We start from the raw sequence: 26,918 nt of genomic DNA on the forward strand, positions 1-26,918 counted from the left end.
GTTCGGGGTAGGACGTCGCAATCCACACCGAACCCGAAGGCCCTCACCTTTTACAAGATCTTCCCGTCACCAACGTCCGTGGTCAGTACAGCTAGGGCACGATCTGGTGCGTGGGCGCGAGCACCGGCACGACGCAGGCATCCGCCACGGGTGCGCCACCGGCCGGAACCGCGCCCGCACCCGTGTGGTCACGGTCTCCTGGAAGCCTCGACAACTCAACTGCACCGTCCCGCGGCCGATGGCAAGACGTGCGGCGTGATCGGTTGTGGTGGTGGTGGCTGACGGCGGGGATCCTCGCCACGGCCGGCTACTACCTGCTGCCCGACGCCAGCCTCGCCTCCAACATCGCGTACGACCTCATCGGCCTCGGCTCCAGCCTGCTGATCCTGGTCGGCGTGCGGCTGCACCGGCCGGCCCGCCCGGCGATGTGGTACTGGTTCGCCGCGGGACAGGTCACCTGGGTCGTCGGCGACCTCATCTGGGAGTACTACCAGTACGTCCTGCACCAGGAGCCGTACCCGTCCCCCGCCGACATCTTCTACCTCAGCGCGTACCCGATGTTCGTGGTCGGGATGTACCTGCTGATGCGCGGCCGCAACTCCCCCGGGCGCAACATCGCGGCCCTGGTCGACGCCGCGATCGTCGCCATCGGGCTAGGGCTGATCTTCTGGGTGTTCGTCATGCATCCGATCGCCGCCGACTCCACCGCGTCGACGCTGGAACGCGCCATCGGGGTGGCATACCCGGCGGGGGACGCGCTGCTCATCGCGATGCTGGCGCGTTTCTACACCGGTGACGGCCGTCGCTCCACCAGCATCCGGCTGCTCGGCGTCGCCGCGTTGCTGCTGCTCTGCGCCGACATCGCGTACTCGCTGGTGTCGCTGTACTCCGACTCCGACGGCCGCATGCTGGACGCGGGCTGGCTGCTGTCGTACGTGTTCTGGGGCGCGTCCGCGCTGCACCCCTCGATGCGCCTGGCCGGCACGGTCGCCGAGCGCTCCGGCGACAGCCGGGTGACCCGGGCCCGGCTGGCGCTGCTCGCCGTCTGTTCGCTGGTCGCGCCCGGCCTGCTGTTCCTGCCGGGCATCGGCGGCGACGGCGTCGACCGGCTCACCATCGCCGCCGGCGCGGCCCTGCTGTTCCTGCTCGTCGTCGTCCGCATGTCCGGTTTCGTGGCCCAGGTCCAGTACCAGGCCGACCAGCTCGAGGACCTGGCGATGGCCGACGAGCTCACCGGGCTGGCGAACCGGCGGCGCTTCGAGACCGGCCTGCGCGCCGCGCTCGCCGCGGGCCGGACCCAGGTCGCGCTCCTCGACCTCGACGACTTCAAGGGCGTGAACGACCGCCTCGGCCACGGCGTCGGCGACCGGCTGCTGGAGGTGCTGGGCGGGCGGCTGCGCAGCGTGCTGCGCGGCGACATCCTCGTGGCGCGCATGGGCGGCGACGAGTTCGCGATCCTCATGCCCGACGTCGGCGACGCCGAGGCGGACGCGATCGTGGGGCGGCTCGCCGACACGCTGCGCCGGCCCATCGCCGCCGGGGACCACGAGCTGCTGGTCGGCGCCAGCATCGGCGTCGCCGACAGCGCGGGCACCACCGACCCGTACGAGGTGCTGCGCCGCGCCGACGTCGCCATGTACGCGGCCAAGTCGGCCCGCGACGGGCACCGCCGCTACAACCACGCCCTGGATCAGCGCTCCGACGAGCAGGCGAAGCTGGGGGCGGAGCTGCGGCACGCGCTGGACTCGGGTCAGTTCCGGGTCGTCTACCAGCCGATCGTCGAGCTGCCGACGGGCCGTACGGTCGCCGTCGAGGCGCTGGTCCGCTGGGAGCACCCGGAGCGCGGGCTGGTGCCGCCGGAGCGTTTCATCCCGGCCGCCGAGCGCAGCGGGCTGATCGTCGAGCTCGGCGAGTGGATCCTGCGAACTGCCTGCGCCCAGGCGGTGGCGTGGCGGGCGGCGCACGGCGACCTCGCCCCCGAACGGATCAGCGTCAACGTCTCGGCGCGGCAGCTCGGCGAGCACGGCCTCGCCCGGATGGTGGCGGGCGTGCTCGAGGAGACCGGGCTCAGCGCACGCCGCCTCACCGTCGAGGTCACCGAGACCGCGGTCTTCGGCGGCGGCCAGGCGGTGCAGGCCGTCCAGGACCTGCACGACCTGGGCGTCCGCATCGCCCTGGACGACTTCGGCACGGGGCACTCGTCGCTGGGGCTGCTGCAGACCGTACCCGTGGACGTGCTGAAGGTGGACAAGTCGTTCGTCGACGGGATCACGATGGCCGGCCGGCACGCGGTCATCGCCACTGCGCTCATCCAGGTCAGCGCGGGCCTGGGGCTGACCGCGGTCGCCGAGGGCGTCGAGACGGCCGAGCAGGCGGCCGAGCTGTACCGCCTGGGATACCGCCTCGCGCAGGGTTACCACTTCGGCCGGCCGTCCCCCGAACCCCGGTTCCTCGTGCCCCACTTCGTCGGCGGCCGGCCCTAGGACGACCCAGGTCAGTGCTGTCCCAGCAGCTCCGCGATGCTCTCCCGCAGCTCCTGCTGGCTGATCGGCTCCACCAGGCCGCCGGTCCGGGCGTCCTGCATGGCCTTGGCGAGCTGCACCCGGCGCAGCACCTCCTTGATGTCGGCGCCGGTCATGCCGTGGCTGAGCCGGCCCAGCTCGGCCATGTCCAGCCCGTCGGCGAACATCGTGAAGCCCGGCTCCTCGTGCGCCGCCGCGAGCTGCGCGATCATCTTGCGGAAGATCTCCGCGCGGCTCGCCTCGTCGGGCTTCGGGATGGACAGCTTCACGTCGAAGCGGCCGGAGCGGATCAGCGAGTCGTCGACGCGGTGCGGGAAGTTCGTCGTGGCCACCACGATCACGTTCGGGTTGGCCTCGATGAGGTCGTTCATCTCCTGCTTGAAGATGCCCGCCACCGCGTTGATCGCCTGGCTGGCCGCGTCGCCGCCGGAGCCCGCGTAACTGATGATCGAGTCGAACTCGTCGAACAGGATCAGCGTCGGCACCCGGTAGCGGCGGGCGTCGCGGAACACCTGCTTGATGTTGCGCTCCGAGCCACCGAGCCACTTGTCGAGGATCTCGGGCGTACGGATCTCGCGGAAGTCGGCGCCGATCTCGTTGGCCAGCGCCCGCGAGAGCATGGTCTTGCCGGTGCCGGGCGGCCCGTACATGAGGATGCCCTGCGGCCGCCGCGCGCCCCACCGGGCCATCGCCTCCGGATGGCGGAACGACACCGCGATCTGGCGCAGCTCGGCGACCACCGCCGCGAGCCCGCCGACCTGGTCGAGGGTGACCTCCTGGGTGGTGGTGACGACGCGCGGGATGGTCTCGCGGCTGACCACGTACCGGCGGCCGGTGAGCGGTTCGGTGGACGGCGGCAACAGCTCGACGACGGCCTGCAGCAGCAGTCGCACCATGGCGGCCAGGTGCTCGGGCTGCACCTCGTCGCGCGGCACCTCGGCACGCAGCCGGATCACACCGGCGCCCGGGTCGTGGGTCACGGCCGCCTGCAGGCCGCCGGCGGCGTCGGCCAGGTAGCCGGTCTCCGGTTCGGCGGACGTCACCGGCCGGTCCAGGCCGAGCTTCTTGTACGCCGCGACGGCCGCGGTCCCCACGCCGTCGACGATGCGTGTCGCGATGGGGTCGCCGGCCGCGATCCGCTTCGCCAGCAGCGTCCCCACCGGGTCGTTGCCGAGCACCACGGCGCGGATCCGCTCCTTGTGCGGCAGGTCGTCGACCGTCGTGCCGATCTCCGCGGCGAAGACGTGCATCGGCCCCTCGGGCGTGTCCGCGCTGGACACCGTCAGCTCGGCGCGCCGCACCGGCGCCGGGAACGTGGCCCGGCGCAGCAGCTCGACGGGGTTGACCCGGGCGGCGGCGAGGATGGTGCCGGCGTCGACGATCTCGACGGTGGCCCCGGCGTACTGGAAGGACTCGGTCATGGTGGCGGCCCCCTCTCCCATCCCAGAGTGACACAGAGCCGGGCCCGTCCTCGTGGTGAGAACGGGCCCGGCTTCCCGTGCGGTCAGCAGCCGATGCGGTTGGTGGACGCGGCCACGTCGTCGTACCAGAGGGTGTCCGAGCCCTCCCCGTAGCTCTCCCAGCCCAGTTTCAGGTCGGCCAGGCGGGGCCGGTACGTCTTGTTGAGCCACTGCCCGTCGACGTCGTGGGTCGGTACGCCGTCCTGCAGCAGCCCCGGCACGGACGTCCCGTTGAGCCAGGTCTGCATCGTGCCGTCCGTACCGTTGACCTTGAACTCGACGCAGTTCCAGCTCCCGACCGGCAGCGGCGCGGATTGCGCGACCCCGGCCGGGCTCTGCTCGGGCAGCGTGGCGTCGTCGGAGGCGCGGTTCCACTGCAGGGCGCCGTTCTGGCCGCCGAAGCGCAGGTCACGGTTGCCGTCCGCGGTGTCCTGCAGGGCCACGGTGGTGATGTGCGAGGCCGGCAGCGCCGTGGTGTGGCGCACCCAGTAGCGCACGTACCAGACGGTGCCGGACGGCAGCAGCGTCGTGTTGCGGACGAACACGTGGTTGCAGTAGCCGGCCGCGCCGTCGATACGCAGCGACTTCGTGCCGCTGTGGGCGACCGTACCGTCGAATGTGGCCTTGCCCGCGCCGGAGCAGTCGGGGTACGTCGTGGTCCAGTTCGCGGTGGACCCCTCGAAACCCTCGCTGCCCGCGGGGGTGCCGGGCGGTGGCGTGGTGGGCGGCGGGGTCGTCGGCGGCGGATCGGTGGGCGGCGGGGTGGTCGGATCCTCGCCGCAGCGCACGCCGTTGAGCGAGAACGACGCGGGCGCGGTGTTGGTGCCCGAGTACGTCCCCTGGAAGCCGAACGACACGCTCGCACCGGTGCCGAGCGACGGCGCCCAGCTCGGCGCCGCGGCGGTGACCGCGCTGCCGGACTGGGTGACCGTGGCGCTCCAGCCGGACGTCACCCGCTGGTCGCCCGGGAAGGTCCAGGTCAGCGACCAGGGGCTGACCGCCGCCGACCGGTTGGTGACCTTGACGTCGGCGGTGAAGCCGGTGCTCCACTGGTTGACCGTGTACGTGACGTCGCAGGCGCTCGCCGCGGACGCCACGGACGGCACGACCAGCACCGCCGCGGTGAGCCCGACGGCGGCCGCGAGCCGGGTCAGCACGGCGTGCCGTTCAGGGCGAAGCCGGTGGGGCCGGCCGGCGGCGTACCGGTGAAGGTCGCCTGGAAGCCCGCGCTGGTCGTCGCGCCGGTGCCCAGGTTGCCGTTGTACGCCGCGTTGCGCACGGTGATCGTGGTCCCGGACTGCGACCACGTCCCGTTCCAGCCGTTGCTGAGCGTCACCGACGAGGGCACCGTGAAGGTCAGCGTCCAGGAGCTGACCGCCGGGCCGTTGTTGGTGATCCGCACGTCCGCGGTGAAGCCGGTCGACCAGGTGTTGGCGGTGTACGCCACCGAGCACCCACCCGCGGGCGGCGTGGTCGGGGGCGTCGTGGGCGGAGTGGTCGGGGGCGTCGTGGGCGGGGTCGTGGGCGGGGTCGTGGGCGGCTGGGTCGCGCCGGCGGCGATCGCCAGGTCGTACGCCCGCTGCGGCACGAACTGGCCCGCCGCGGCGATGCAGCCGTCCGCCTCACCCGGCAGCTTGATCCACAGGTACGCGTCGAGGATCGGGTCGCTGACCGCGGTGGTGCTGGGGATGCCGATGGCCCGCCCGGCCGGGTCGCACCACTCGCTGCCGAGGGGGCCGTTGCCGTTGCGGCTGGTGTCGATGACGCCCTTGAGCCTGCTCACCCCGGTCGCCGCGATGACGTTCTTGATGTACGGGATGGACTCGGCGTTGGTCCGGTAGTTGGACACGTTGACCGAGATGCCGTCGGCGCTGTTGGCGATGTCCGCGCGGACCAGGCGGGCGGCCATCTCGGACGGGGCCAGCCAGGCCGAGTTCCCCGCGTCGAAGTAGACCTTGGCGGCCGCCGAGCCGGCCTTGAGCTTCTTGCCCGCGTACGCCATCGAGGCGTACACCTCCTGCTGCTGGGCGGAGGTGAGGCAGTTGGTCATGATCGGGAGCACGTCGGGCTCGAGGATGATCGCGGCGGCCCGGCCCTTGAGCCCGGCGGCCACCTGGTCGATCCACTGCCGGTACGCGGTGTGGCTGGGCAGCCCGCCGGAGCTGGCACCGCTGCAGTCACGGTTGGGGATGTTGTAGACGACCATGATCGGCGTCTTGCCGGCCGCAGCGGCCGCGCCGACGTACGCGTCGACCTCCGCGGCGACCGTGCCGGGATTGTTCTGGGTGAACCAGCGGCCCTGCGGCACGGTCGCGATCCGGTCCCGGATCACGGCGGCGCGCGAATCGTTCGGATTGGCCGCGACCCAGCGGGCGGCGCTGGACTGCGGGTCGACGTAGAACGGGGACTCGGCGGCCGAGGCGGTGCCGGGCCACACCAGGGCGGCGCCGGCGACCAGTGCGGCGGCCGCGAGCAGGCGAAGACGCATCGGGCTTCTCCAGGGGGACGGGGATGGAGTGTGGGAGCGCTCCCATACATCGACCACCGTAGGTGCAGTAACCCCGGAACTTCAAGCGTCAGGCTTCCGGCAGCGCATCTCCCTGCCGGACCAGCCCGTTCTGGTACGCCAGCACCACCAGCTGCGCCCGGTCCCGCGCGTTGAGCTTGGTCATCGCGCGGTTCACGTGGGTCTTCGCCGTCAGGGGCGACAGGTGCAGCCGCTCGGCGATGTCGTCGTTGGACAGCCCGTGCGCCACCAGCACCAGGATCTCCCGCTCCCGCTCGGTGAGCAGGTCCAGCGCCGGCGACGCGCCACCCGGCTCCGGCCGCAGGCTGGTCAGGAAACGGCTCACCAGCCCGCGGGTGGCCTTCGGGGACAGCAGCGCCTCACCGCTCGCCACCACGCGGATCGCGTGCAACAGGTCCTCGGGCTCCACGCTCTTGCCGAGGAAACCGCTCGCGCCCGCCTGCAGCGCCAGCACCACGTTGTCGTCGTTCTCGAACGTGGTCAGCACCAGCACGCGTACGCCGGCGAGGTTGTCGTCCGCGCCGATCCGGCGGGTCGCCTCGAGCCCGTCCATCCGCGGCATCCGGATGTCCATGAGCACCACGTCGGCACGCGCGGTCCGGGCCAGATCGACCGCCTCCCGCCCGTCGGCCGCCTCGGCCACGACCTGGAACCCCGGCTCCGAGTCGATGATCATCTTGAAGCCCGCGCGGATGAGCGCCTGATCATCGGCGAGCAGCACCCGGATGGTCACGCGGGCTCCTCCCGCGGGACGACACACGACCGCAGACCCGGACGCAGCGCGGGCAGAGCGCGGGCCGGGGCCGGCGTCTCTTCGGGTGTGGGAGCCGGTGCGGGTTTCTCGGTGGGCAGGACCGCGTGCACCCGGAACCGGCCGTCGTCCACGTAGCCCGCGGTCACCTGACCACCGGCCGACGCGGCCCGCTCGCGCATGCCGAGCAGCCCGTAACCCGATCCGACCACCGCCGGCGCCGGCCCCACCTCGTTCGCGACCTCGAGGATCACGCCGCTCGGGGCGTACTCGACGAGGAGCGTGGCCGAGCCGGTGCCGTAGCGGTGGGCGTTGGTCAGCGCCTCCTGCACGATCCGGTACGCCGCCAGGTCCACCAGGGCCGGCAGCTCCCGACGCCCACCGCGCTGCTGGTGGCGTACGCGGAAACCGGTCGCCTCCAGGGCCCCGAGCAGCTCCGGCAGCCGGGCGAGGCCCGGGGTCGGCTCGTGGCTGTCCGCCTCGTCGCCGCTGCGCAGCACCCCGACCACCGACTGGATCTCCTTGAGCACGGTGTCCGAGGCGTCGCGGATGTGCGCCAGCACCGGTCCCACCTGGTCCGGCCGGCGCTGCAGGATGTGGGCGGCGGCGCCGGCCTGCACGCTGATCACCGCGATGTGGTGGGCGACGACGTCGTGCAGCTCGCGGGCGATGCGCACCCGCTCGTCCATGACCCGGCGCCGCGCGACCTCCTCGCGCGTCTCCTCGGCCCGGCGCGCGCGTTCCTCGACCTCACGGATGTACGCCCGGTGCATACGCGCGGCGTCCCCGGCGGCCGCCGCCATGAAGATCCATGCGAACACGCCCAGCGTCTCGAAGCGCCACCAGTCGCCCACGGCGACGACCAGCCCGGTCGCGTAGACCAGCGAGGACGCCGTCAGCGCGCAGATCCAGCCGCGGCGCCGGTTCGTGTGCGCCGCGATCGAGTACGTGATCACGCCGAGCGCGACGATCAGCCCGGGGTTGCTCACCCCCCGCAGCACCGCACCCACCGTGGCGGCGGTCGCCACACCCAGCGCCGCGTACGGCCGTATGCGCCGCAGCAGCACCGCGACGAACGCCACCAGCGCCACGAGAACGTCGCTGGGCGTGACGCGGTCGTCGACCGTCGCCTTGAAGACGGCCCACGCCAGCACGAACGCCAGCAGGACGTCGAGCAGCATCGGCTTCTCGGCGGCCGCTTCCTTCCACGCCCTGATCCGGGCGATGTGCCTGGTCTCCATCACCCTGCACCGTACGCGGGCCCGCCCAGCCCCCGCGTCGTCTCCGCGTAGTAACGGCGGCCGCCCCGGATACCACGATCATGGTACGGAGCTGCCTGCACGGGGACGACGACGCGGCGGCCGTTTCCCGGGACCGTGGGTGAGTCCCTGACGAAGGCTCACCTGGAGAAGCGATGGCTACCTATCTCTACCGGCTCGGGCGGTTCAGCTTCCGCCGCCGCACCTTGGTGCTGTCCCTGTGGCTGGCCGTGCTCGCGATACTCGGGGTCGGCGCGGCCACCCTGTCCGGGCCGACCGCCGACACGTTCTCCATCCCGGGCACCGAGGCGCAGCAGGCCCAGGACCTGCTCACCGAGCGGTTCCCGCAGTCCGGCGCCGGCGGGGCCTCGGCCCGGGTCGTGTTCGCCGCGCCGCCGGGACAGAAGGTCACCGACCCCGCCAACCGGGCCGCGATCGAGCAGACGGCCGCCCGCGTCCGCACGGGAGCGCAGGTCGCCGACGTCAGCGACCCGCTCAAGGGCACGGTCAACCAGGCCGGGACGGTCGCGTACGCGCAGGTCACGTACAAGGTCCCGGCGGACGACCTGACCCAGGCCGACCGCGACGCGCTGACCGGCGCCACCGAGGTGGGCCGGGACGCGGGGCTGACCGTCGAAGCCGGCGGCGACGCCCTGCAGGGGCCCGGCGAACAGGGCCCCGGCGAGGCCGTCGGCCTGCTCGTCGCCGCCGTCGTCCTGGTCATCACCTTCGGTTCGCTGGTGGCCGCCGGGCTGCCGCTGCTGACCGCGATCCTCGGCGTGGGCGCCGCGATGGCCGGCATCCAGATCGCGTCCGGCTTCATCGACCTCAGCAGCAGCACGCCCACCCTCGCGCTCATGCTCGGCATCGCCGTGGCCGTGGACTACGCGCTGTTCATCGTCTCCCGCTACCGGCACGAGGTGGCCCTGGGCCGGACCGGCATCGAGGCGGCCGGGCGCGCGGTCGGCACGGCCGGCTCCGCGGTGACCTTCGCCGGCCTGACCGTGGTCATCGCCCTGTCCGCGCTGGCGGTCGTCAACATGCCGGTGCTCACCCAGATGGGGCTGGCCGCCGCGGGCGCCGTCGCCGTCGCCGTCCTCATCGCGCTGACCCTGCTCCCGGCGATGCTCGGCTTCGCCGGCGGACGCATCACCGGCAGCCGCCGCCGTGGGCGTGACCCCGAGGGCGACGGCGTACGCCCCACCGCGGGACGGCGGTGGGCGCAGCTCGTGACCCGCCGGCCCGTGCTGACCCTCGCCGCGGCGACGCTGGGCCTGCTCGTGGTCGCGATCCCCGCGCTCAGCCTGCGGCTCGGGCTGCCCGGTGACAGCATGGCCGCGCCGGACACCACCCAGCGCAAGGCGTACGACCTGCTCACCGACGGCTTCGGCGCGGGCTTCAACGGCCCGCTGCTCGTCGTCGTCGACGCCGCGGGCAGTCCCGAGCCGCAGCGGGCGGCGCAGGACGCGGCCGCTGCGATCAAGGCGCTGCCCAACGTGCTCACGGTCAGCCCGGCCACCTTCAACCCGGCCGGGGACACGGCGATCCTGCAGGTGATCCCGGCCAGCGCGCCGGACAGCGAGCGGACCACCGACCTGGTGCACGCGATCCGCGACCTGGACGGCGGCATGCGCGGGCGTACGGGCGCGGACCTGGCGGTCACCGGCACGACCGCGGTCAACATCGACATGTCCGCGAAGATGGGTGCGGCGCTGGTGCCGTATCTCGCCGTGATCGTGGGGCTGGCGTTCCTGCTGCTGACCGTGCTGTTCCGGTCGATCCTGGTGCCGCTCAAGGCGATCGGCGGCTTCCTGCTCAGCGTGGTGGCTACCTTCGGCGCGGTCGTCGCGGTCTTCCAGTGGGGCTGGCTCGCCGACGTCTTCGGCATCGACCAGACCGGCCCGGTGGTCAGCCTCATGCCGGTGCTGCTCATCGGCATCGTGTTCGGCCTGGCGATGGACTACGAGGTCTTCCTGGTCAGCCGGATGCGCGAGGAGCACGTGCACGGCGCGGCGCCGACGGACGCGGTGGTGGACGGCTTCGGCCACGGCGCCCGGGTGGTCACCGCCGCGGCGATCATCATGATCAGCGTCTTCGCGGGCTTCGTCCTCTCCCCCGACTCGATCATCAAGTCGATCGGCTTCGCGCTGGCCGCGGCCATCCTCTTCGACGCGTTCGTGGTCCGCATGACCATCGTGCCGGCGGTGATGACGCTGCTCGGACGCCGCGCCTGGGCGCTTCCGCGCTGGCTCGACCGGATCCTGCCGGACGTGGACGTCGAGGGCGACAAGCTGCGCCCGGCCGAGCCGGAGCCGGTGCCGCCCGCGCCGGAACTGGTCGGCGCCGGACGCTGAGCACGCCGGGCCGCCACCTCTCAGCGGGGTGGCGGCCCGGCCGCCGCCGGCACCGACCACAGGAAGACGCCCGAGGCCACCCCGGTCGCCGCGGCGACGCCGGAGGCGCGGCCGTCCAGCGCCGCCCGGCGGACCACCACCGCGAAGTCCGGGCCGGGCGACATCGCCCCGATCGCGATCACGCCGCTGAACGCGAGGACCTGAGTCACCGTCGTCACGCCCGCCACGATAACTACAGTTGACCGGTGACATCGGTACGGGAGACGGTCGCGGCCGTCGTCGGCGGGCGGCTCGGCTACGAGGACGGGCTGGATCTGCTGACCGTCGCCCCCGCCGCCGAGGTGGACCCGGTGCTCCGGGACGCGCTGTTCGACGCCACCGCGCGGCTGTTCCGCGCCGGCTGGCAACCGGCCGAGGTGCACCGGGTCGTGGCCCGGCGCGGCGAGCCCGCCCACGCCCACCTGATCACCGACGCGGTGGCCGCGTACCTGCGCGGGTTCAAGCCGCGCACGGTCGACGCGCGCTGGCGGGCCCAGGCCGACGGGCTCGGCGCCCGGGTGTGGTGGGGCGCCGACGAGCAGTACGTCGGCCAGGTCGTGCAGCGCCGCCGGGCCGACCGGGTCAGCCTGATCGACGCCTTCCTCGGTGTGCTGACCGTGCTGGCGTCGCTGCCGCCGCTCGACGTGCTGATCCCGCCGCCGGGGCAGGTCGTCCGCGCGGGGCCGCGCACCGCCAACGGGGCGCTGCTGGATCGCGTACGGGCCCTGCTCGCCAAGGCCGAGTCGACCACCTTCCCGGCGGAGGCGGAGGCGTACAGCGCCAAGGCGCAGGAGCTGATCTCGCGGCACAGCCTCGAGGAGGCGCTCGTCGAGGCCGGGGACGCGCGGGTCACCCCGTACGCCCGCCGCGTCGGCATCGACCACCCCTATGAGAGCGAGAAAGCCGCCTTGCTCGCGTCGGTGGCCGGGGCCAACCGCTGCCAGGTGGTGTGGTCTCCGGAGTTCGGCTTCGCCACGGTGTTCGGCTTCGACGCCGACCTGGACGCGGTGGAGCTGCTGCACACTTCGCTGCTCGTGCAGGCGCACCGGGCCATGGCACGTGACGAGCCGCCCGGCGGCAAGGCGGGCCGGGCCCGGCTCAAGACCTTCCGGCAGTCCTTCCTGGTGGGGTACGCGGTCCGCATCGGCGAGCGGCTCGCGGAGGCGGACCGGGCCGCGCTGGCCGGCACGGGTGACGCCGCGGCGCTGCTACCGGTGCTGGCCTCGCGCGACGTGCAGGTCCGCGAGGCCCGGGAGCGGGCGTTCCCGCGTACGGTCCGGGGGCGAGGGCTGCGGGTGGACAGCGAGGAGGGCTGGGAATCGGGCCGGACGGCCGCCGACAGGGCCACGCTGACCTGATCGTCACGGACGGTTTGATCTTGACTCCACTGTGTATGGTGCACGGGTGGAGACGACAACCGTGGCGCGCATCGTCGTGGCGGCCGGTGATCCGCACGCCACCGACCAGGCCGCCCAGAAACTGCTGAAGGAACTGCACGAGCTGCGCGAGGTCGTCGCGGTCGAACAGGCCACCGTGGCCGGCACAGCGGAGGGTGCCCGCAGCACGGAGATGATCGCGGTCGGCACGATGCTGCTCACCCTCGCCGCGACCCCCGAGGTGATCGGCGGCGTGCTGACGTACCTGAGCGAGTGGCTGCGCCGGCCGGGCAACCGGGGTTCGATCCGGTTCCGGGTCGGCGACAAGGAGATCGAGCTGAGCGATGCGTCGCCGGCCGAGCGCCAGAAGATCATCGACGCGTTCGTCAGGGAGTTGAGACGACGCTGAGTCATCGACGGGCGCTGATCATCGCGACGGAGGAATACTCCGATCCCGCGTTCTCCCGGCTGCCCGGCACGGCCCGCGACGCCGAGGAGCTGGCGCGGGTGCTGGGCGACCCGCTCGTCGGCGACTTCGACGTGAGTGTCCTCGAGAACCGCGACGTGCGCACCGCGGGCCGGCGCATCGGTGAGTTCTTCCGCGACGCCGAGCCCGGGGACATCCTGCTGCTCTCCATCGCCGGCCACGGCGTACGCAACGACGAGGGCCATCTGTACTTCGCCGTCACCGACACCGTGCCCGACGCGCTCTGGGTCACGGCGCTGGCCGCCAAGGACATCACCCACGAGATGGAGACCAGCCCGGCCCGCCGGATCGTGGTGCTGCTGGACTGCTGCTACGCCGGCGCCTTCGACGAGCGCAAGAACCTCGACCACGCCGGTCCCCGGCCGGCGCCCGCACCGCCGGTGGGCTCCGCCGCGCCGGACGAACTGGTGACCGACGACGCCCACGTGCGCGGCCAGGTGGTCATCGCGGCGGCCACCTCCATCGAGCAGGCGGTCGAGGGCCGCACCGGCGGGCTGTTCACCCGCTGCGTGGTGGAGGGCCTGCGGACCGGCGCCGCGGACCTCAACCGCGACGGCGAGGTCGACGCGCACGAGCTGCACCTGTACGTCCACGCGCGGATGAGCGAACTCGGGGCCGGCGTCGAGCAGCATCCGACGTACTCGGTGCACCGGCTGCAGGGCATGCTGCGCCTGGCCCACCGCGCCCCGCTGCCGCCCGGCGCCGCGCCACCCGTCGCCGTCACGGCACCGCCCGTCGCCCTACCCCCGTCCGGTACGGACCCGCCACCGGACTCGGCTTCACGGAGGCGGGCGCCGCGGGCGTTGCTGCTCGTGGCCGTCCTGCTGACCGGGTGCGGGGTGCAGGCGGACACCCCGAGCACCGGCGGATGCCCGACGCCCGCGCACGTCCGCGTCGCCGCGGATCCGGCGGGGATCGGCGCGTACCGCGACCTCGCCGCGGAGTTCGAGGGCTGGGTCGCCGCCGGTCGGCACGGCTGCCGCTCCGCCGACCTGTACGTGTACCCCGTCCCCGCCGACCAGGCCGCGGACGGGCTGCGGCACGGCTGGGACCGGGGGCCGGACGGGCGCGCGTACCTGCGGGACGTCGGGCCGCACCCGGACGTGTGGCTGCCCGGCGCGGGCAGCGACGTGCCCGCCCTCGATCCGGCGCTCGCCACGGTGGTGGAGGTGGCCCGTACCCCGGTCGTGCTCGGCGTGCCGGAGAAGGCCGGCGTCCCCGCCGACCTGCGCCGGGCAGTCCTGCCCTGGCCCGAGCTCTTCGACCGGGTCAGCCGGGCCACCGGAGTGGTCCGCGGCGATCCCCGCACGTCCGCGGTCGCCGGGATGGCCACCGCCCGCCTGTACGCCGGCGGCACGATCGGGCCGGCCGCCGCCCGCACGCGCTACGAGCAGCGCATCGAACGGGCGCTGGACGTCGGCAGGTACCCGGTCGGCGACGAGGCCGGGCTGCTCTGCCGGCACGCCGCGGAGCACGGGACGGCCGCGGTCGTGCTCACCGAGCAGCAGCTGGTCCGCTTCAACCGCGGTGACCCGGCCGGCGGACCGTGCGCCCGCGGCGGTCCCCCGCAGGGCGGTGACCGGCTGCGCGCCTTCTACCCCGCCGACACCCCGGCCATGCGGCAGGCGGTGGTGACGCTGACCTGGCCGGCGCAGCGGCAGGCGAGTGTCACGCGGGCGTACGCCGCCTGGTTCGCCCGCTGGCTGCGTACCGACCCCGGGCGCGCGGCGCTGCTGCGGGCCGGGTTGCGGCCGTACGCGTACGACGCCGGGGAGCCGCTCGGCACGGACTACGGCGCTCTGACCGACTGGCCGTTCGCGCGGGTGGTGCAGAGTGAGCCGGACGCGCTGACCCGCCGGGACGTGCAGAGGCTGTACGCCGGCGCGGGCCGCCCGGGACGGTTCCTGGTGGCGCTGGACGCCTCCGGCTCGATGAACACGGTCACCGCCGATCCCACCCGTACCCGATGGGAGGTCGCCGTGGCCGCGGTCGAGCGGGCCGCCGCCCGCCTCGGCGGCCGGGACCGTTTCGGGCTGCTCACCTTCGCCGCCACCGGCGGTCGCGCCACCCGCGACCGGGTGCCGCTCGGACCGTCCGGCCAGGCCGCCGTGTCCCGGGTCCGCGCGGCCACCGCCACGGTCCGTCCCGCCGGGGACACGCCGCTGTACGAGGCGGTCCGGCGGGGTTCGGCCCTCCTGCGCGCCGGGGACGGCACCGGCGATCCGCTGCGGACCCTCGTGGTGCTCACCGACGGTCAGGACACGAGCGGACAGCCCCGGCCGACGGCCGCGCAGACCGCCGGCGTCCGCGTCTTCGTCATCGCCGTGGGCACCACGACCTGCGCCGACGCCGGCCTGCGGCAGCTCGCCGAGGGCACCGGTGGCCGCTGCTTCGACGCCGGCGCCGGCTCCCCGGAGCCCGTGCTCGGCGGCATGTTCCGGGCGATCTGGGGATAGGAGGCCGCCGGATGCGCGTACGCGGCAAGCCGTGGTGGCTGTTCGCCGCCGGCAACCTGACCGGCGCCGCGGTGGCGGCCGCGCTGTTCCTCTTCGGACCGTTCGCCGGGCCGCCCGAGCTCGAGCCGGGCGAGCTGGTCGTCCTCAGCGGGCAGGACGACAGCACCGGCGGCCAGCGCCAGCGCCTGATCGACCTCTGGAACGACAGCCACCCGCGCAACCGCGCCCGCATCGTCACCGTGCCGCAGGACGCGGACGGGCAGTGGTTCGAGATGGCGAACCGCGCGGAGGACGGCGACACCGACATCTTCAACCTGGACGTGGCGTGGACGGCGTACTTCGCCCACCCGCCGTCCGGGCGGCGGCTCATCCGGCCCATCGACGAGAAGCTGCTGGCCGAACGGCCGGGGGACGCGTTCATGGCGAAACCGCTGCAGACCTGCCGGTACGACGAGCGCCTGTGGGCGCTGCCGTTCAACACCGACGCCGGCCTGCTCTACTACCGCACCGATCAGGGGCTCGAGCCGCCGTTCACCTGGCCGGAGATCGTGGCTGCGGCGGGACGCAAGGGCTTCGAGGGCGCGTACACCACGCAGCTCGCCCGGTACGAGGGCCTCACGGTCAACGTGCTGGAGGCGGTGTGGGCCGCGGGCGGGCGCCTCGACGTCGCCGCCGACGGCCGCGTCAGCCTCGACCTGGACCGGTGGGACGAGGCCGTACGGCGGCTGACGCCCCGCCGCGACGCCGGGCCGCACGTGGTGCTGCCGGAGTCCACGTCGTTCGACGAGGCGGGCAGCCGGGGCGCGTTCCAGGACGGCCGGGTGTTGTTCATGCGCAACTGGCCCGTCGCCTACCGCACGATGCTCGCCGGCGACCAGCCGCGGGCCGGCGGCGGGGGCGGTGAGCCGGCCGGGGGCGGACGCCGGCCGGTGCCGTTCGCGGTGGCGAAGCTGCCCGGTCCCAGCGTGCTCGGCGGGCAGAACCTCGCCGTCTCCGAGCGAACCCGGAAACCGCGAGCCGCGCAGGCGCTGATCGAGTTCCTCACCAACCAGCGCAGCCAGGAGATGCTGTTCGACCCGGGCGGATTCGCCGCCACCCGGGCCGCGGTCTACGAGAACGAGACGATCAAACAGAAGTACCCGTACGCGCCGCTGCTGCGCGAGGCCGTCGACACCGCGCAGCTGCGCCCGATGTCGCCGAACTACGTGGCGTTCAGCAAGCAGCTGAACCTGCAGGTGTCCGAGGTGCTCACCGGCCGGCAGCCGAGGCTGCCCCGGGACCTCGCCGACCAGCTGACCCGGGCCCTGCAGGGCAGGTGACCGCCTGCGGGCCCGGGTCGGCGGATCAGTGCTCGTGCAGGAGCGTGTGGGTGCGCTCGATCTGCGCCCACGACTTCGGCGCAGGCACCGCCTTCTTCGCGGCGAGGGCCCGTGCCGCGCCCGCGGTCAGGACCGGCTTCGACGGGGTGTAGAGCCACGTCCGGAACAGGTCGTCGAGCTGCAGGCCCGAGATCTTCTCCGACAGCGCGATGAACTGCTCGGTCGTCGCGTTGCCGTAGCGGTGCTCGGCCGTCCACGTCCGCAGGATCTCGAAGAAGTCGTCGTCGCCGACCGTACGGCGCAGCTGGTGCAGCGTCATCGCGCCCCGGTCGTAGACGGCGTTGTCGAACAGCAGCGGCGCGCTGGGGTCACCCGGCTGCACGGTCCAGAAGTCGTCGGGCTCCGTCGCGTACAGGAAGTCGAAGATCTCGTCGGTGGTGCCCTCGCCCTGCGCCTCCGACCACAACCACTCGGCGTAGCTGGCGAACCCCTCGTTCAGCCAGATCTCCTTCCACTGCGCGACCGACACCGAGTCGCCGAACCACTGGTGGCCGTTCTCGTGCACGATCACATAGGTGTTCGCGCCGCCCCGGAAGAACGCGGCCGAGTAGTTGGGGCGCGTCTGGTTCTCCAGCGCGAAGCCGAGCGTGCCGGGCGGTGCCACGACCCCGCCGCGCGCCTCGAACGGCCACGGCCCGAAGATGCCGCTCTCCCAGTCGGTGATCTCGGCCGTACGCTCCACGCTGGACCGGGCCGCCGCGTCGAAGTCGGCGGGCAGCAGCTTCGAGTACGCGTTGATCACCGGCTGCCCGTCCGGCGTCACGTCCCGGGTGATGTCGTACTGCCCGATCGCCAGCGACGCCAGATACGTGGCCTGCGGCTTGGCGGACCGCCAGTACCACCGGGTCCAGCCCAGGATCTCCGGCGTGGGGTTCCGCGGCTGCACCCCGTTGCTGATCACCTCGACGCCGTCCGGCACCGACACGGAGACGTCGAAGGTGGCCTTGTCGGAGGGATGGTCGTTGCTCGGGAACCACCACCAGGCCTCCTCCGGCTCCCCGACCGCGAGCGCACCGTCCGGGGTACGGATCCAGGCGGTGTACCCGGCCGCGACCTTGTTCGACGGCACCCCCGAGTACTGCACGACCACGGTCATCGCCTGCCCGTCGGCGAGCGTGCGCGCCGGGGTGACGACCAGCTCGTGGTCGCCCTGCCGGACGAACGTGGCGGGCCGGTTGTTCACCTTGATCGACGCGACGTCGAGGATGAAGTCCAGGTTGAACGAGCTGAGATCCTGCTCGGCGGTGGCCAGGATCGTGGTCGTCCCGGTCAGCCGGTCCTGGTCCGGGTAGTACCGCAGCCGGATGTCGTAATGGGAGACGTCGTAGCCGCCGTTGCCGTAGTCGGGGAAGTACTCGTCCCCGAGCCCCGCGCCACCCGGTGCGGGCGCGGCGGCGGCGGGCACGGCGGTCCCGGCGAGGGTCAACACGGTGGCGGCGGCCGCCACCAGGATTCGTCGCACGGTCGGGCATCCTTCCGTCGGCGGACCGGGTCACGGTCCGGCGTGGATGAGTCACCCGCAACCTATCGAAGAACGTCGACTTCGCGCGGCCCGGGACGCTCGGCGGGATCGCTCGTCATCCGCAGCCACCGGAGCCGGACGCGGGCGACCCCCCGCCCCTCCGGCCAGCCTCAGAGCTGGAACCAGTACCGGCGCAGCGGCCCGGACTTCGTCTCCCGGACGCCTTCGAAGACTCCGCCGCACCGCTCGATCGTCGTCATCGACGCGACGTTGCCGACCGCGCAGACGGCCAGCACCCGCTCGAGGCCCAGCGTGGGCGCCTCCTCGAGCATCCGGCCCAGCGCCCACGTGGCCAGGCCGCGCCGCCGAGCCGACGGCCGGATGCCGTAGCCGACGTGGCCCGCCCACGCGACGTACTCGTCGTCGCCGTACCGCAGCGCGATCCCGCCGAGCACACGGTCGTCCTCCACGATCCACCGGTACGCGCACCCGTGCCGGCCCGCCTCGACGGTCACCGCCGGGTCGGACTGCCGGGCCAGACGCGCCACCCAGGCCGCGAAGCCGCCGGGTGAGCGCACGTCGTCCGCGGCGCCGATGCCGAAGCCGTCCTCGTGCAAGCCCGGACCCCACTCGTGGTGGGCCTCCAGCCACGCGTCGTGCAGACGGACGTTCGGCGCGATCAACTCCGGCACGCGTCCACCGTAGTCGGCGCCATATCGGGCCTCATGCGAGCTCGGCGCGCAGCTTCTCCAGGACGTCCCGCAGGATCTCGTCGAGGCGGCGGTCGTCGACGCTGTCCAGCCACTCGGCGATCGAGACGCTCACCAGCGTCACGCAGGTCTCGGCGAGCAGAGCGGCCCGGGTCGCATCGAGGCCCCGCGCCAGGAAGCCCTCCCGGACCGCCTCGGCCATGGCCGCCCGCTTGCGCAGGTCCCGCTCGCGCAATCCCTCGTCGGAGCGGACCAGGTCGCGGCGGTGGCGCAGCGCGGCCTTGCGGCCCTCGAAGCGGGTCGCGGCGACGGTCCGGAGGCCCTCGACGATAAGCTGCATCGGCTCCGCGGTGGCGGGCGCCTCGGCCATCAGCTTCGCGACCATCGCGGGCACCTCGGCGTCGTCGGCGAAGAGGACCTCGCGTTTGTCGGCGAAGTGCCGGAAGAAGGTGCGGGTGGTAAGGCCGGCGCGGGCGGCGATCGCGGGCACCGTCGTCGCGGCGAAGCCCTGCTCGGCGAAGAGGTCGAGGGCCGCCGCCTGGAGGCGCTCGCGCGCGTCGGGTCGCCATCTGCTCACCCCGCCATCCTAGTGATGACACGTCATGTCATGAGGCGGCACGGTGATGACACGGCATGTCGTCACCGGGACGGCGCCGGACAGGGCGGAGCTGTGCCATGACTGAGGTGTGGATCCTGGGCGGCGCCGGCCGCAGCGGGCGCGCGATCGCCACCGCGCTGAGGGAACGCGGCATCAGCCCGGTACGGGTCGGACGGGACGCCGGGCGGCTGGCGGCGGTGGCCGGCGGTGACCGCACGGTCGTGGCCGCATCGGTCGAGGCGGTGGCGGCCGAGATCCGCCGGCAGCGGCCCGCCGTGGTCGTCAGCACGATCGGCCCGTTCACCGAGACGGCGGCGGAGCTCGTCCGGGCGTGCCTGCCGGCGAGCCACTACGTCGACCTCGCGAACGACCTGGCCGCCGTCTCGGCGACGCTCGGACGCGGCGAGGAGGTGGCGGCTGCCGGCCGTACGGTCGTGACGGGTGCCGGCTTCGGCGTGACGGCCACCGAGAGCGTCGTCGTGCGGCTCTGCGAGGGCCGGGCCGCGGCTCAGTGCGTACGCGTGGACATGATTCCGTCCCTGGCCATGGACGCGGGCGTCGTGGGCGAGGCCCTGGCCGGAACGCTCCTCGAAGGGCTGCCCGGCGTCGAGGGCGGCCGCCGCTTCCAGGGCCGCCGCTACCGTGAGGGACGGATGGTCGCCGCGCGGCTCGCGGGCGACGCCACCCGGCTCACGCTCCCCGACGGCTCGGCGGTCACCACGGCGAGCATGCCGCTCGGTGAGCTGATCGCGGCCCAGCGCGCGAGCGGCGCCCCGGATGTGGTGGCGGCGTCCAGCGAAGCCCCCTCCTCGCCGCTCGTCCGCGCCGTCCTGCCGCCGGCCACGGCCCTGCTCGCGATCGGGCCCGTACGCTCCTTCGCCCGGCGCCGGCTGGCCACGATGAGGGTCGCCGCCCGGCCTCGCCCGCGCGAGCACTCGTGGGGGCACGCGGTCGTGACCTGGGCTGACGGCACCAAGCGCGAGGGCTGGCTGCGGCTCGGCGAAGCGCAGGCGTGGACCGGCGCGGTACCGGCCGAGGTGGCCCGCCGGCTGCTCGCCGGCAAGGGGCGGCCCGGCGCGTTCACCCCGGCGGCGCTCTTCGGCCCGTCTCTCGCCGAGTCCTGCGGCGGCGAGTACCTCATCGCCGAGAACGCCGCGAGATAGCTTCGCCGGGTGGATGCGGGCGGGCCGGTGACGGCAACCATCCGGCCCGCCCGCGATCACAGTGGCCGGCCACGCCGGGGCGGCGGCGGGCACGGCCGGCATCATGCCGGTGCGGGCGCGGCGCGGCTGCCTCCCGCCGACCGCGGCCCGGTGCTACCCCGCAGTCTTCCCCCGTCGTGTTACAACTCGGATACCGTGCGGGCCATGACGTTCTCGATCGTGGCGCGCTCGGCCGACGGCAAGGCGCTGGGCGTGGCCGTGGCCAGCAAGTTCCTCGGAGTCGGCGCCGCGGTGCCGGCCGCCCTCGCCGACGTCGGCGCGGTCGCGACCCAGTCGTACGCCAACCTCGCGTACAAGGAACAGGCGCTGGCCCTGATGAGAACCGGGGTGGCCGCGACCGGGACGGTGGCCGCGCTGATCGCGGGGGACGCCGGGCCGGTGGATCACCGGCAGGTGGGCGTCGTCGGCGCCGACGGGCCCGGCGCCACGTTCACGGGTACGGCGTGCCACGAGTGGGCGGGCGGCACGGCCGGCGACGGCTTCGCGATCCAGGGCAACATGCTCGCCGGCCCACAGGTGGTGGGCGACATGCGGGCGGCGTGGCTGGCGACCGCGGCGCAGGAGCGGCTCGCGTACCGGCTGCTCGCGACGCTGCGCGCCGGTGACGAGGCGGGCGGCGACCGCCGCGGCCGGCAGAGCGCGGCGTTGTACGTCGTGGCCCGGGGCATGGGGTACGGCGGCACCAGCGACGTCTGGGTCGACCTGCGCGTGGACGACCATCCGGCGCCGGTCACCGAGCTCGCCCGGCTGCTGGAGGTCCACACGCTGTACTTCGAGCGCCCCGACCCCGCGACGCTGCTGGACCTGACCGGCCCGCTCGCCGGCGAGGTGCGCGAACGCCTCGCCGCGGCGGGCCACGAGGCCGGGCCGGCCGCGGCGGACCTGGACGAGGCGCTGGCGGGCTGGGCCGGCGTCGAGAACCTGGAGGAGCGGATCGTGGCGGGCCGCATCGACCCGCTGGTCCTCGCCCACCTGCGCGCCGCTTCGTGAAACCGCCCTCCCGCCGCCGGAGGACCTGAGAGGATCGGTTTGTCCGGTTCAGCGGCGAACGGGGAAGCGCATGCAGCACGTCGAGCGGGTGGCCGAGGCCGAGGCGCCCGAGGAGGCCCGGGACATGTCCCTCGGTGTCCTCGGCATGGCGGCGGTGATGGCGGCCGTCGAGCACCCCGCCTCCCGGCCGGCGCCGGAGCCGCAGCCGGAACGCGCGGCCGCTCAGCCGCGCAGGTAGGCCAGCACCGCCCGGACCCGGCGGTGGTCGTCGGCGTCCGGCGGCAGGTCCAGCTTGGCCAGCAGGCTGCCGATGTGCTTGGCGACGGCCGCCTCGGTGACGACCAGCGTACGGGCGATCGCGGTGTTGGACCGCCCCTCGGCCATGAGCGCGAGCACCTCCCGCTCGCGCGGTGTGAGGCGCTGCAACGGGTCGCGGCGGCGGCCGAGGAGCTGCCGGACCACTTCCGGGTCGACGACCGTACGGCCGGCCGCCACCTGCTCCAGCGCGTCGACGAACTCGGTCACCTCGCCGATGCGGTCCTTGAGCAGGTAGCCGACGCCCGCGGACCGGCCGGAGTCGAGCAGTTCGGCGGCGTACGTCTGCTCCACGTACTGGCTGAGGACGAGCACCGGCAGCTCGGGGTCGGCGGCACGCAGCTCGATCGCCGCCTGCAGACCCTCGTCGCTGAAGCCGGGCGGCATCCGTACGTCCGTCACCACGACGTCGGGCTTCTGCTCGGCCACCGCGGCGCGCAGCGCGGGCGCGTCGGCGACGGCCGCGACCACGTCGTGGCCGAAGCGGCGCAGCATCCCGGCGATGCCCTCGCGCACGATGAGGCCGTCCTCGGCGATCACGACCCGCACGGGATCTCCACGTGCACGAGCGTAGGGCCACCGGGCGGGCTGGACAGCCCGACGGTGCCGTCGACCGCCGCCACGCGGTCGGCCAGCCCGACGAGCCCGCTCCCCCGGCCGGGATCGGCGCCGCCCCGGCCGTCGTCGCGTACGTCGAGGCACAACCGGCCACCGTGGACAGTCGCGGTCACCGCGGCCCGCGAGGCCGCACTGTGTTTGGCCACGTTGGCCAGGGCCTCCACGACGACGAAGTACGCCGCCACTTCCACCGCCTCCGGCAGCCGCCCGTCGATCCGCAGATCCAGGTCGACCGGTACGGGCGCATGCCCGGCAGCGTCCCCCACCGCCGCGGCCAGCCCCCGGTCGGTGAGCACCTTGGGGTGCACGCCGCGGATCAGCTCGCGCAGCTCGGCGAGGGCCTGCTTGGCGAGATCCTGCGCGGCCCGCAGCGGCGGCTCCGCCGGCGACCCGGGCGCCACCTCGAGCCGGGCCAGCCCGAGCTGCATGCTCAACGCCACGAGCCGCTGCTGGGCGCCGTCGTGCAGGTCGCGTTCGATGCGCCGGCGTTCCACCTCGAACGCGTCGACCAGGCGCGCCCGGGAGCGGGTGAGCTCGACCAGCTTGGCGTCCGTGTCGTCGCTGCGCGGCGCGAGGATCGCCCGGGCCATCGCCGCCCGCGCGCCCGCCCACGCCGTGACCGGGTACGCCGCCACGACGCACGCGATCGGCGCCAGCAGGGTCAGCGGCACGGTGGCGGACAACGGCTTCTCGTCCAGGTAGATCGGCGCGAACAGAAACGTCGTGGGCACGAACACGGCGGCGGTCACGACGGCGGCGTCCATCCAGCACAGCACCAGCGCGGACACCATGGTGTAGCCGAGCTCGCGCCACGTGGCCTGCTCCCGCAGCCGGCACATCAGCCAGGCGCGCAGCCCGGGCCGGTCGGGCCGGCGGTGCGGGTCGCTGAGCTCGTCGCGGTCGATGAGCCGCATCCGCCACCGCTCCAGCCGGCCGACGGCGACCCCGCTGAGGACGGTCGCCAGGTAGCCGGCCACCCCGATCACCACGACCGACAGCACCAGCCCGGCACCGAGCAGCCCCAGCACCACGAAGATGGTGGCGAATCCGAGCAGCGCGCCCCCGGTCAGATAGGCCAGCGACCGCCACGGCCACGACGACACGAGGAAGCGCGTCGGTCGCATCGTCAGCGCGTCCAGGGCGTTGCGGGGCGGCATGGACAGTGACGCTACCGGCGGGCCGGCCGCCGGACGGTAGTGCTGGGTATACCTTCGATCCTCGCCGCCGCGTGACTGTGCGCCGCCGTGGCAGCCGGAAGGCTCGTCGGCATGACCATCACGACAATCGGCACGGCGGTCGAGCTGCGGGCCGTCACCAGGATCTTCGGTACGGGCACAGCCGCCGTGACCGCCCTCGACGCGGTCGACGTGGCGATCGCCCCGGCCACCTTCACGGCGGTGATGGGCCCGTCCGGCTCGGGCAAGTCCACCCTGCTGCACTGCGCCGCCGGCCTCGACCGGGCGACCCGCGGCGAGGTGGTGATCGACGGCGTCGCGCTCGCCGGGCTGTCCGAGCGGGCGATCACGAAGCTGCGCCGCGAACGGGTCGGTTTCGTGTTCCAGGCGTTCAACCTCATCCTGGCGCTGAGCGCGGAGCAGAACGTGGCGCTGCCGCTGCGGTTGGCGGGCCGCGCCCCGGCCGCCGGCGAGGTGCAGGCCATGCTCGCCGAGGTGGGGCTGGCCGACCGGGCCCGGCACCGGCCCAGCGAGCTCTCCGGCGGTCAGCAGCAGCGGGTGGCGATCGCCCGCGCGCTGGTGACCCGGCCGGCGGTGGTGTTCGCCGACGAGCCCACCGGCGCCCTGGACACCACGGCGTCGCGGGAGGTGCTGCGGTTGCTGCGGGCCGCCGTCGACCGGCACGCGCAGACGATCGTGATGGTGACGCACGACCCGTACGCGGCCGCCTTCGCCGACCGGGTGCTGTTCCTGGCCGACGGCCGGGTCGTGGACCACCTGCCGGGCCCGGCCGGCGCGTCCGGGATCGCCCTGCGGATGGCCCGGCTGGAGGAGCGATGAGTCTCGCGCTGACCATGGTCCGGCACCGGTTCGCCGCGTTCGCCGGCACGTTCGTGGCGATCGCGCTGGGCGTGGCGGTGGTCGCGGGGGCCACCACTCTCTGGGCGTCGTCGCGCCCGCAGGCCCCGGCCCGCTACGACGCCTGCCCCGTTCTCGTGCACTCGCCGAGCGTCGGCACGGGCCGTGACGGCTACCCCGAATACCGCTCCTGGACCGCCGGCCAGGCCCGGATGCTCGCCGCACGCCTGGCGACGCTGCCGGGTGTCACGGCGGCCGTCCCCGACCCCGCGTTCTACGTGCAGCGCCTCGCCGGCGGACGGGCGACCGGGGATCCCGACGGCGCCCGCACCGACGGGCACACCTGGTCGTCGGCGGTGCTCGGCGGTTACCGGCTCACCGCGGGCACGGCGCCGCAGAGCCCCGGGCAGGTCGCGGTCGCCGGGATGGCGCCGGGCTCGCGCATCGAGGTACTCACCACGCGGGGGCCGGCGACGTGGACGGTCACCGGGACGGTGGACGGGCCCGGGTTCTACGTCAGCGACACGGCCGCGAAGGCGCTGGCGGCAGGGGTCCGGGTGATCGGCCTGACCGTCACCGGCGACCCGGACACCGTCGCGGCGGCCGCCGAGTCCGTCGTGGGCGGGGAGGGGACCGTGCTGACCGGGGCGGAACGGGACAGTCTGGAGGAGGAGGCGGTCACGCGTACCCGGTGGCTGGGCGCGCAGCTGCTCATCGCCATGGTGACGCTCGGCGCGTTCGTCGCGGTGTTCGTGGTGGCGTCGACCTGTGCGCTCAGCGCGGCCCAGCGCCGCCGGGAGATCGGGCTGCTGCGCGCCGTCGGGGCCACACCCGGCCAGGTCGTCCGCCTCATGTACGCCGAGACCCTCGTCGTGGCCGTGCTGGGCGGTGCTGTGGGCGTACCGCTGGGGGCTCTGGCCGCTCCCCTGCTCGCGCCGCCTCTCGTGGCCGCCGGGCTCGAACCGGCGGATTTCGCCGTCTCGGCGCAGCCGCTCGCCCTGGCCGGTTCGTTCCTGCTCGGTGTGGTCGTCGCCCTCGCCGGGGTGTGGGCGTCGGCGCGCCGGTCGAGCCGGGTCCCGGCGCTGGACGCGCTACGCGACGCCGCGGTGGAGCGACGGGCGATGACGGTCCCGCGCTGGATCGGCGGCGTGCTCGCGGCGGCCGGCGGCGGAGGTCTCATGGCCGCCCTGCCCGCGCTGCCCGTCATGACGCGCACGACAGCGGCGCTGGGCTCGGCCATGCTGCTGCTGGTGGCCGCGGCGCTGCTGGCGCCGGTGGTGATCGTGCCGCTCGTCCGCGTCGTGACCTGGCCGTGGCGGCGCGGCGCGACCGGGATGCTGGTCCGCGAGGGCACCCTGACCGGCGTCCGGCGGGTCGCCTCGACGGCCGCCCCGGTGCTGCTCACGGTCGGGTTCGCCGCGCTGCTGACCGGCACCGTCGCCACCATCGAGAGGGCCGCCGGGATCGACGAGGCCGCGAAGCTGCCGGCCGCGACGGTAGCCGCTCCCGACGGCACCCCGGGCCTGCCCGCCCCGGTCGCAGCGGCGCAGCCGGGCGACTACGCGCTGAGCACGGAGGTCCTCGTCACGATCGGCGGCGTCACCAGCGGCCACCAGGCGACGGGCGAGGACGGCGTCCACGGCGTACGGCTCTCCCGCGACCTGCGCGACCGTCCGGAGCGGGTGCCGGTCGCGTTCGCCGACGGCACGACCACGACCCTGCCCGTGACCGGTACCCACGACGGCCCGGCGGACCTCGTCACGCTGCCCCGGGAGCTGATCCGCGAGCACGACCCCGCCGCCCTGGCCGACGCGGTGCTGCTCGACGGCCCGGCCGTCCCCGCCCCCGGCATGAAGGTGCTCCCGGCCGGCGACTACGTCCGGGAACGCATCGACGTGGAGGGCCGGATCATCCGGATCTTCCTGCTCGTACTGATCGGCCTGTCGGTGGGCTACACCGGTCTCGCGGTGGCGAACACCCTGCTCATGGCGACCGCGGCGCGCAGGGGCGAGTTCACCGCCCTGCGGCTGGCCGGCGGCGGGACCGGGCACGTCCTGCGGCTGACGACCGCCGAGGCCCTGCTCACCGTCACGGCCGGCACGCTGCTGGGCGGCGCGGTGGCTGCCGTCGCGCTGCTGGGCATGCAGCACGCCGTCGAGGAGGAGTTGAAGCAGGCGGTCGAGGTCGTGGTGCCGTGGGGGCAGTCGGCACTCGTGGCGCTGGCCTGCGCGCTGGTCGCGGTGGTCGCCGCCGGGGGGCCGGTGCTGCGCGCGCGGTCGCGCTGAAACCCAACCGAAACGGGGGTTCTTCCGCCGCGTACGGCATGCTGAGCTGAACCCCGACGTCGAAGCGGATTGCC

General features: G+C 74.0%; 22 protein-coding genes. 11 read left to right on the top strand and 11 right to left on the bottom strand.

The annotated features are described in order from the left end of the window. Window positions 1–248 precede the first annotated feature (248 nt). Entirely contained in the window at window positions 249–2,483 is a 2,235-nt protein-coding gene (locus AB0K03_RS38845) for an EAL domain-containing protein (protein WP_364696406.1), read from the top strand. A gap of 11 nt (window positions 2,484–2,494) precedes the next feature. Here AB0K03_RS38845 and AB0K03_RS38850 read toward each other — a convergent pair whose 3' ends face one another. From AB0K03_RS38850 to AB0K03_RS38870, 5 genes are all read right to left on the bottom strand, one after another. After that, entirely contained in the window at window positions 2,495–3,943 is a 1,449-nt protein-coding gene (locus AB0K03_RS38850) for an ATP-binding protein (RefSeq protein ID WP_364696409.1), read from the bottom strand. Window positions 3,944–4,026: 83 nt separating this feature from the next. Beyond that, window positions 4,027–5,139 (bottom strand): cellulose-binding domain-containing protein, encoded by a 1,113-nt coding sequence (locus AB0K03_RS38855; protein WP_364696412.1) that lies wholly within the window; start codon window positions 5,137–5,139, stop codon window positions 4,027–4,029. Beyond that, window positions 5,133–6,470, bottom strand: coding sequence for a glycoside hydrolase family 6 protein (locus AB0K03_RS38860; RefSeq protein ID WP_364696414.1), 1,338 nt, complete (start codon window positions 6,468–6,470; stop codon window positions 5,133–5,135). The genes AB0K03_RS38855 and AB0K03_RS38860 overlap by 7 nt, the downstream gene beginning before the upstream one ends. Window positions 6,471–6,558: 88 nt before the next feature. Next, window positions 6,559–7,242 (bottom strand): response regulator transcription factor, encoded by a 684-nt coding sequence (locus AB0K03_RS38865; RefSeq protein ID WP_364696417.1) that lies wholly within the window; start codon window positions 7,240–7,242, stop codon window positions 6,559–6,561. Next, window positions 7,239–8,501: a histidine kinase gene (locus AB0K03_RS38870; protein WP_364696420.1), complete on the bottom strand. Its 1,263-nt coding sequence runs from the start codon at window positions 8,499–8,501 to the stop codon at window positions 7,239–7,241. The genes AB0K03_RS38865 and AB0K03_RS38870 overlap by 4 nt, the downstream gene beginning before the upstream one ends. 173 nt (window positions 8,502–8,674) lie before the next feature. Between AB0K03_RS38870 and AB0K03_RS38875 the strand changes: the two genes are divergently transcribed. Then, the gene (locus tag AB0K03_RS38875; RefSeq protein WP_364696422.1) at window positions 8,675–10,873 is read left to right on the top strand and encodes an MMPL family transporter; all 2,199 of its coding nucleotides are present in this window, start codon (window positions 8,675–8,677) and stop codon (window positions 10,871–10,873) included. A gap of 20 nt (window positions 10,874–10,893) precedes the next feature. On the opposite strand, the gene AB0K03_RS38880 is transcribed toward AB0K03_RS38875, so the two are convergent. Further along, window positions 10,894–11,091: a LysE family transporter gene (locus AB0K03_RS38880; protein ID WP_364696425.1), complete on the bottom strand. Its 198-nt coding sequence runs from the start codon at window positions 11,089–11,091 to the stop codon at window positions 10,894–10,896. A gap of 27 nt (window positions 11,092–11,118) precedes the next feature. Here AB0K03_RS38880 and AB0K03_RS38885 point away from each other — a divergent pair, with 27 nt between their 5' ends. Genes AB0K03_RS38885 through AB0K03_RS38900 form a run of 4 tightly spaced genes read left to right on the top strand, consistent with a single transcriptional unit; the run spans window position 11,119 to window position 16,550 of the window. Further along, the gene (locus tag AB0K03_RS38885) at window positions 11,119–12,270 is read left to right on the top strand and encodes a DUF2786 domain-containing protein (protein WP_364696428.1); all 1,152 of its coding nucleotides are present in this window, start codon (window positions 11,119–11,121) and stop codon (window positions 12,268–12,270) included. A 46-nt stretch (window positions 12,271–12,316) separates the two neighbouring features. Next, on the top strand, window positions 12,317–12,697 hold the full coding sequence (locus AB0K03_RS38890; protein WP_364696431.1) for a hypothetical protein: 381 nt from the start codon (window positions 12,317–12,319) through the stop codon (window positions 12,695–12,697). Between the two features lie 17 nt (window positions 12,698–12,714). Continuing rightward, window positions 12,715–15,231, top strand: coding sequence for a caspase, EACC1-associated type (locus AB0K03_RS38895; protein ID WP_364696506.1), 2,517 nt, complete (start codon window positions 12,715–12,717; stop codon window positions 15,229–15,231). Window positions 15,232–15,242: 11 nt separating this feature from the next. Next, on the top strand, window positions 15,243–16,550 hold the full coding sequence (locus AB0K03_RS38900; RefSeq protein ID WP_364696433.1) for an extracellular solute-binding protein: 1,308 nt from the start codon (window positions 15,243–15,245) through the stop codon (window positions 16,548–16,550). Window positions 16,551–16,575: 25 nt separating this feature from the next. Here AB0K03_RS38900 and AB0K03_RS38905 read toward each other — a convergent pair whose 3' ends face one another. From AB0K03_RS38905 to AB0K03_RS38915, 3 genes are all read right to left on the bottom strand, one after another. Continuing rightward, window positions 16,576–18,072, bottom strand: a complete 1,497-nt coding sequence (locus AB0K03_RS38905; protein ID WP_364696436.1) for a M1 family metallopeptidase — start codon at window positions 18,070–18,072, stop codon at window positions 16,576–16,578. A gap of 170 nt (window positions 18,073–18,242) precedes the next feature. Beyond that, window positions 18,243–18,764: a GNAT family N-acetyltransferase gene (locus tag AB0K03_RS38910; RefSeq protein ID WP_364696439.1), complete on the bottom strand. Its 522-nt coding sequence runs from the start codon at window positions 18,762–18,764 to the stop codon at window positions 18,243–18,245. Between the two features lie 31 nt (window positions 18,765–18,795). After that, complete coding sequence (locus tag AB0K03_RS38915; protein WP_364696442.1) at window positions 18,796–19,359, bottom strand: helix-turn-helix domain-containing protein; 564 nt, start codon at window positions 19,357–19,359, stop codon at window positions 18,796–18,798. A 98-nt stretch (window positions 19,360–19,457) separates the two neighbouring features. Between AB0K03_RS38915 and AB0K03_RS38920 the strand changes: the two genes are divergently transcribed. From AB0K03_RS38920 to AB0K03_RS38930, 3 genes are all read left to right on the top strand, one after another. After that, window positions 19,458–20,543 carry a hypothetical protein gene (locus AB0K03_RS38920; RefSeq protein WP_364696445.1) on the top strand — a complete coding sequence of 362 codons (1,086 nt, stop codon included), beginning with the start codon at window positions 19,458–19,460 and terminating at the stop codon, window positions 20,541–20,543. Window positions 20,544–20,747: 204 nt separating this feature from the next. Continuing rightward, entirely contained in the window at window positions 20,748–21,593 is an 846-nt protein-coding gene (locus AB0K03_RS38925; RefSeq protein WP_364696448.1) for a DUF1028 domain-containing protein, read from the top strand. A 70-nt stretch (window positions 21,594–21,663) separates the two neighbouring features. Further along, on the top strand, window positions 21,664–21,831 hold the full coding sequence (locus AB0K03_RS38930) for a hypothetical protein (RefSeq protein ID WP_364696451.1): 168 nt from the start codon (window positions 21,664–21,666) through the stop codon (window positions 21,829–21,831). Here the strand turns inward: AB0K03_RS38930 and AB0K03_RS38935 are convergent. Beyond that, window positions 21,816–22,403 (bottom strand): response regulator transcription factor, encoded by a 588-nt coding sequence (locus AB0K03_RS38935; protein ID WP_364696509.1) that lies wholly within the window; start codon window positions 22,401–22,403, stop codon window positions 21,816–21,818. The genes AB0K03_RS38930 and AB0K03_RS38935 overlap by 16 nt on opposite strands. A 41-nt stretch (window positions 22,404–22,444) precedes the next feature. Beyond that, complete coding sequence (locus AB0K03_RS38940; RefSeq protein WP_364696454.1) at window positions 22,445–23,683, bottom strand: sensor histidine kinase; 1,239 nt, start codon at window positions 23,681–23,683, stop codon at window positions 22,445–22,447. 111 nt (window positions 23,684–23,794) lie between these two features. Here AB0K03_RS38940 and AB0K03_RS38945 point away from each other — a divergent pair, with 111 nt between their 5' ends. Both AB0K03_RS38945 and AB0K03_RS38950 read left to right on the top strand, forming a co-directional pair. Next, complete coding sequence (locus tag AB0K03_RS38945) at window positions 23,795–24,541, top strand: ABC transporter ATP-binding protein (protein WP_364696457.1); 747 nt, start codon at window positions 23,795–23,797, stop codon at window positions 24,539–24,541. Beyond that, window positions 24,538–26,844, top strand: a complete 2,307-nt coding sequence (locus AB0K03_RS38950; RefSeq protein WP_364696460.1) for an FtsX-like permease family protein — start codon at window positions 24,538–24,540, stop codon at window positions 26,842–26,844. The genes AB0K03_RS38945 and AB0K03_RS38950 overlap by 4 nt, the downstream gene beginning before the upstream one ends. Window positions 26,845–26,918: the final 74 nt, after the last annotated feature.

This window comes from Actinoplanes sp. NPDC049316 (assembly GCF_040677315.1).
GTDB lineage: Bacteria > Actinomycetota > Actinomycetes > Mycobacteriales > Micromonosporaceae > Actinoplanes.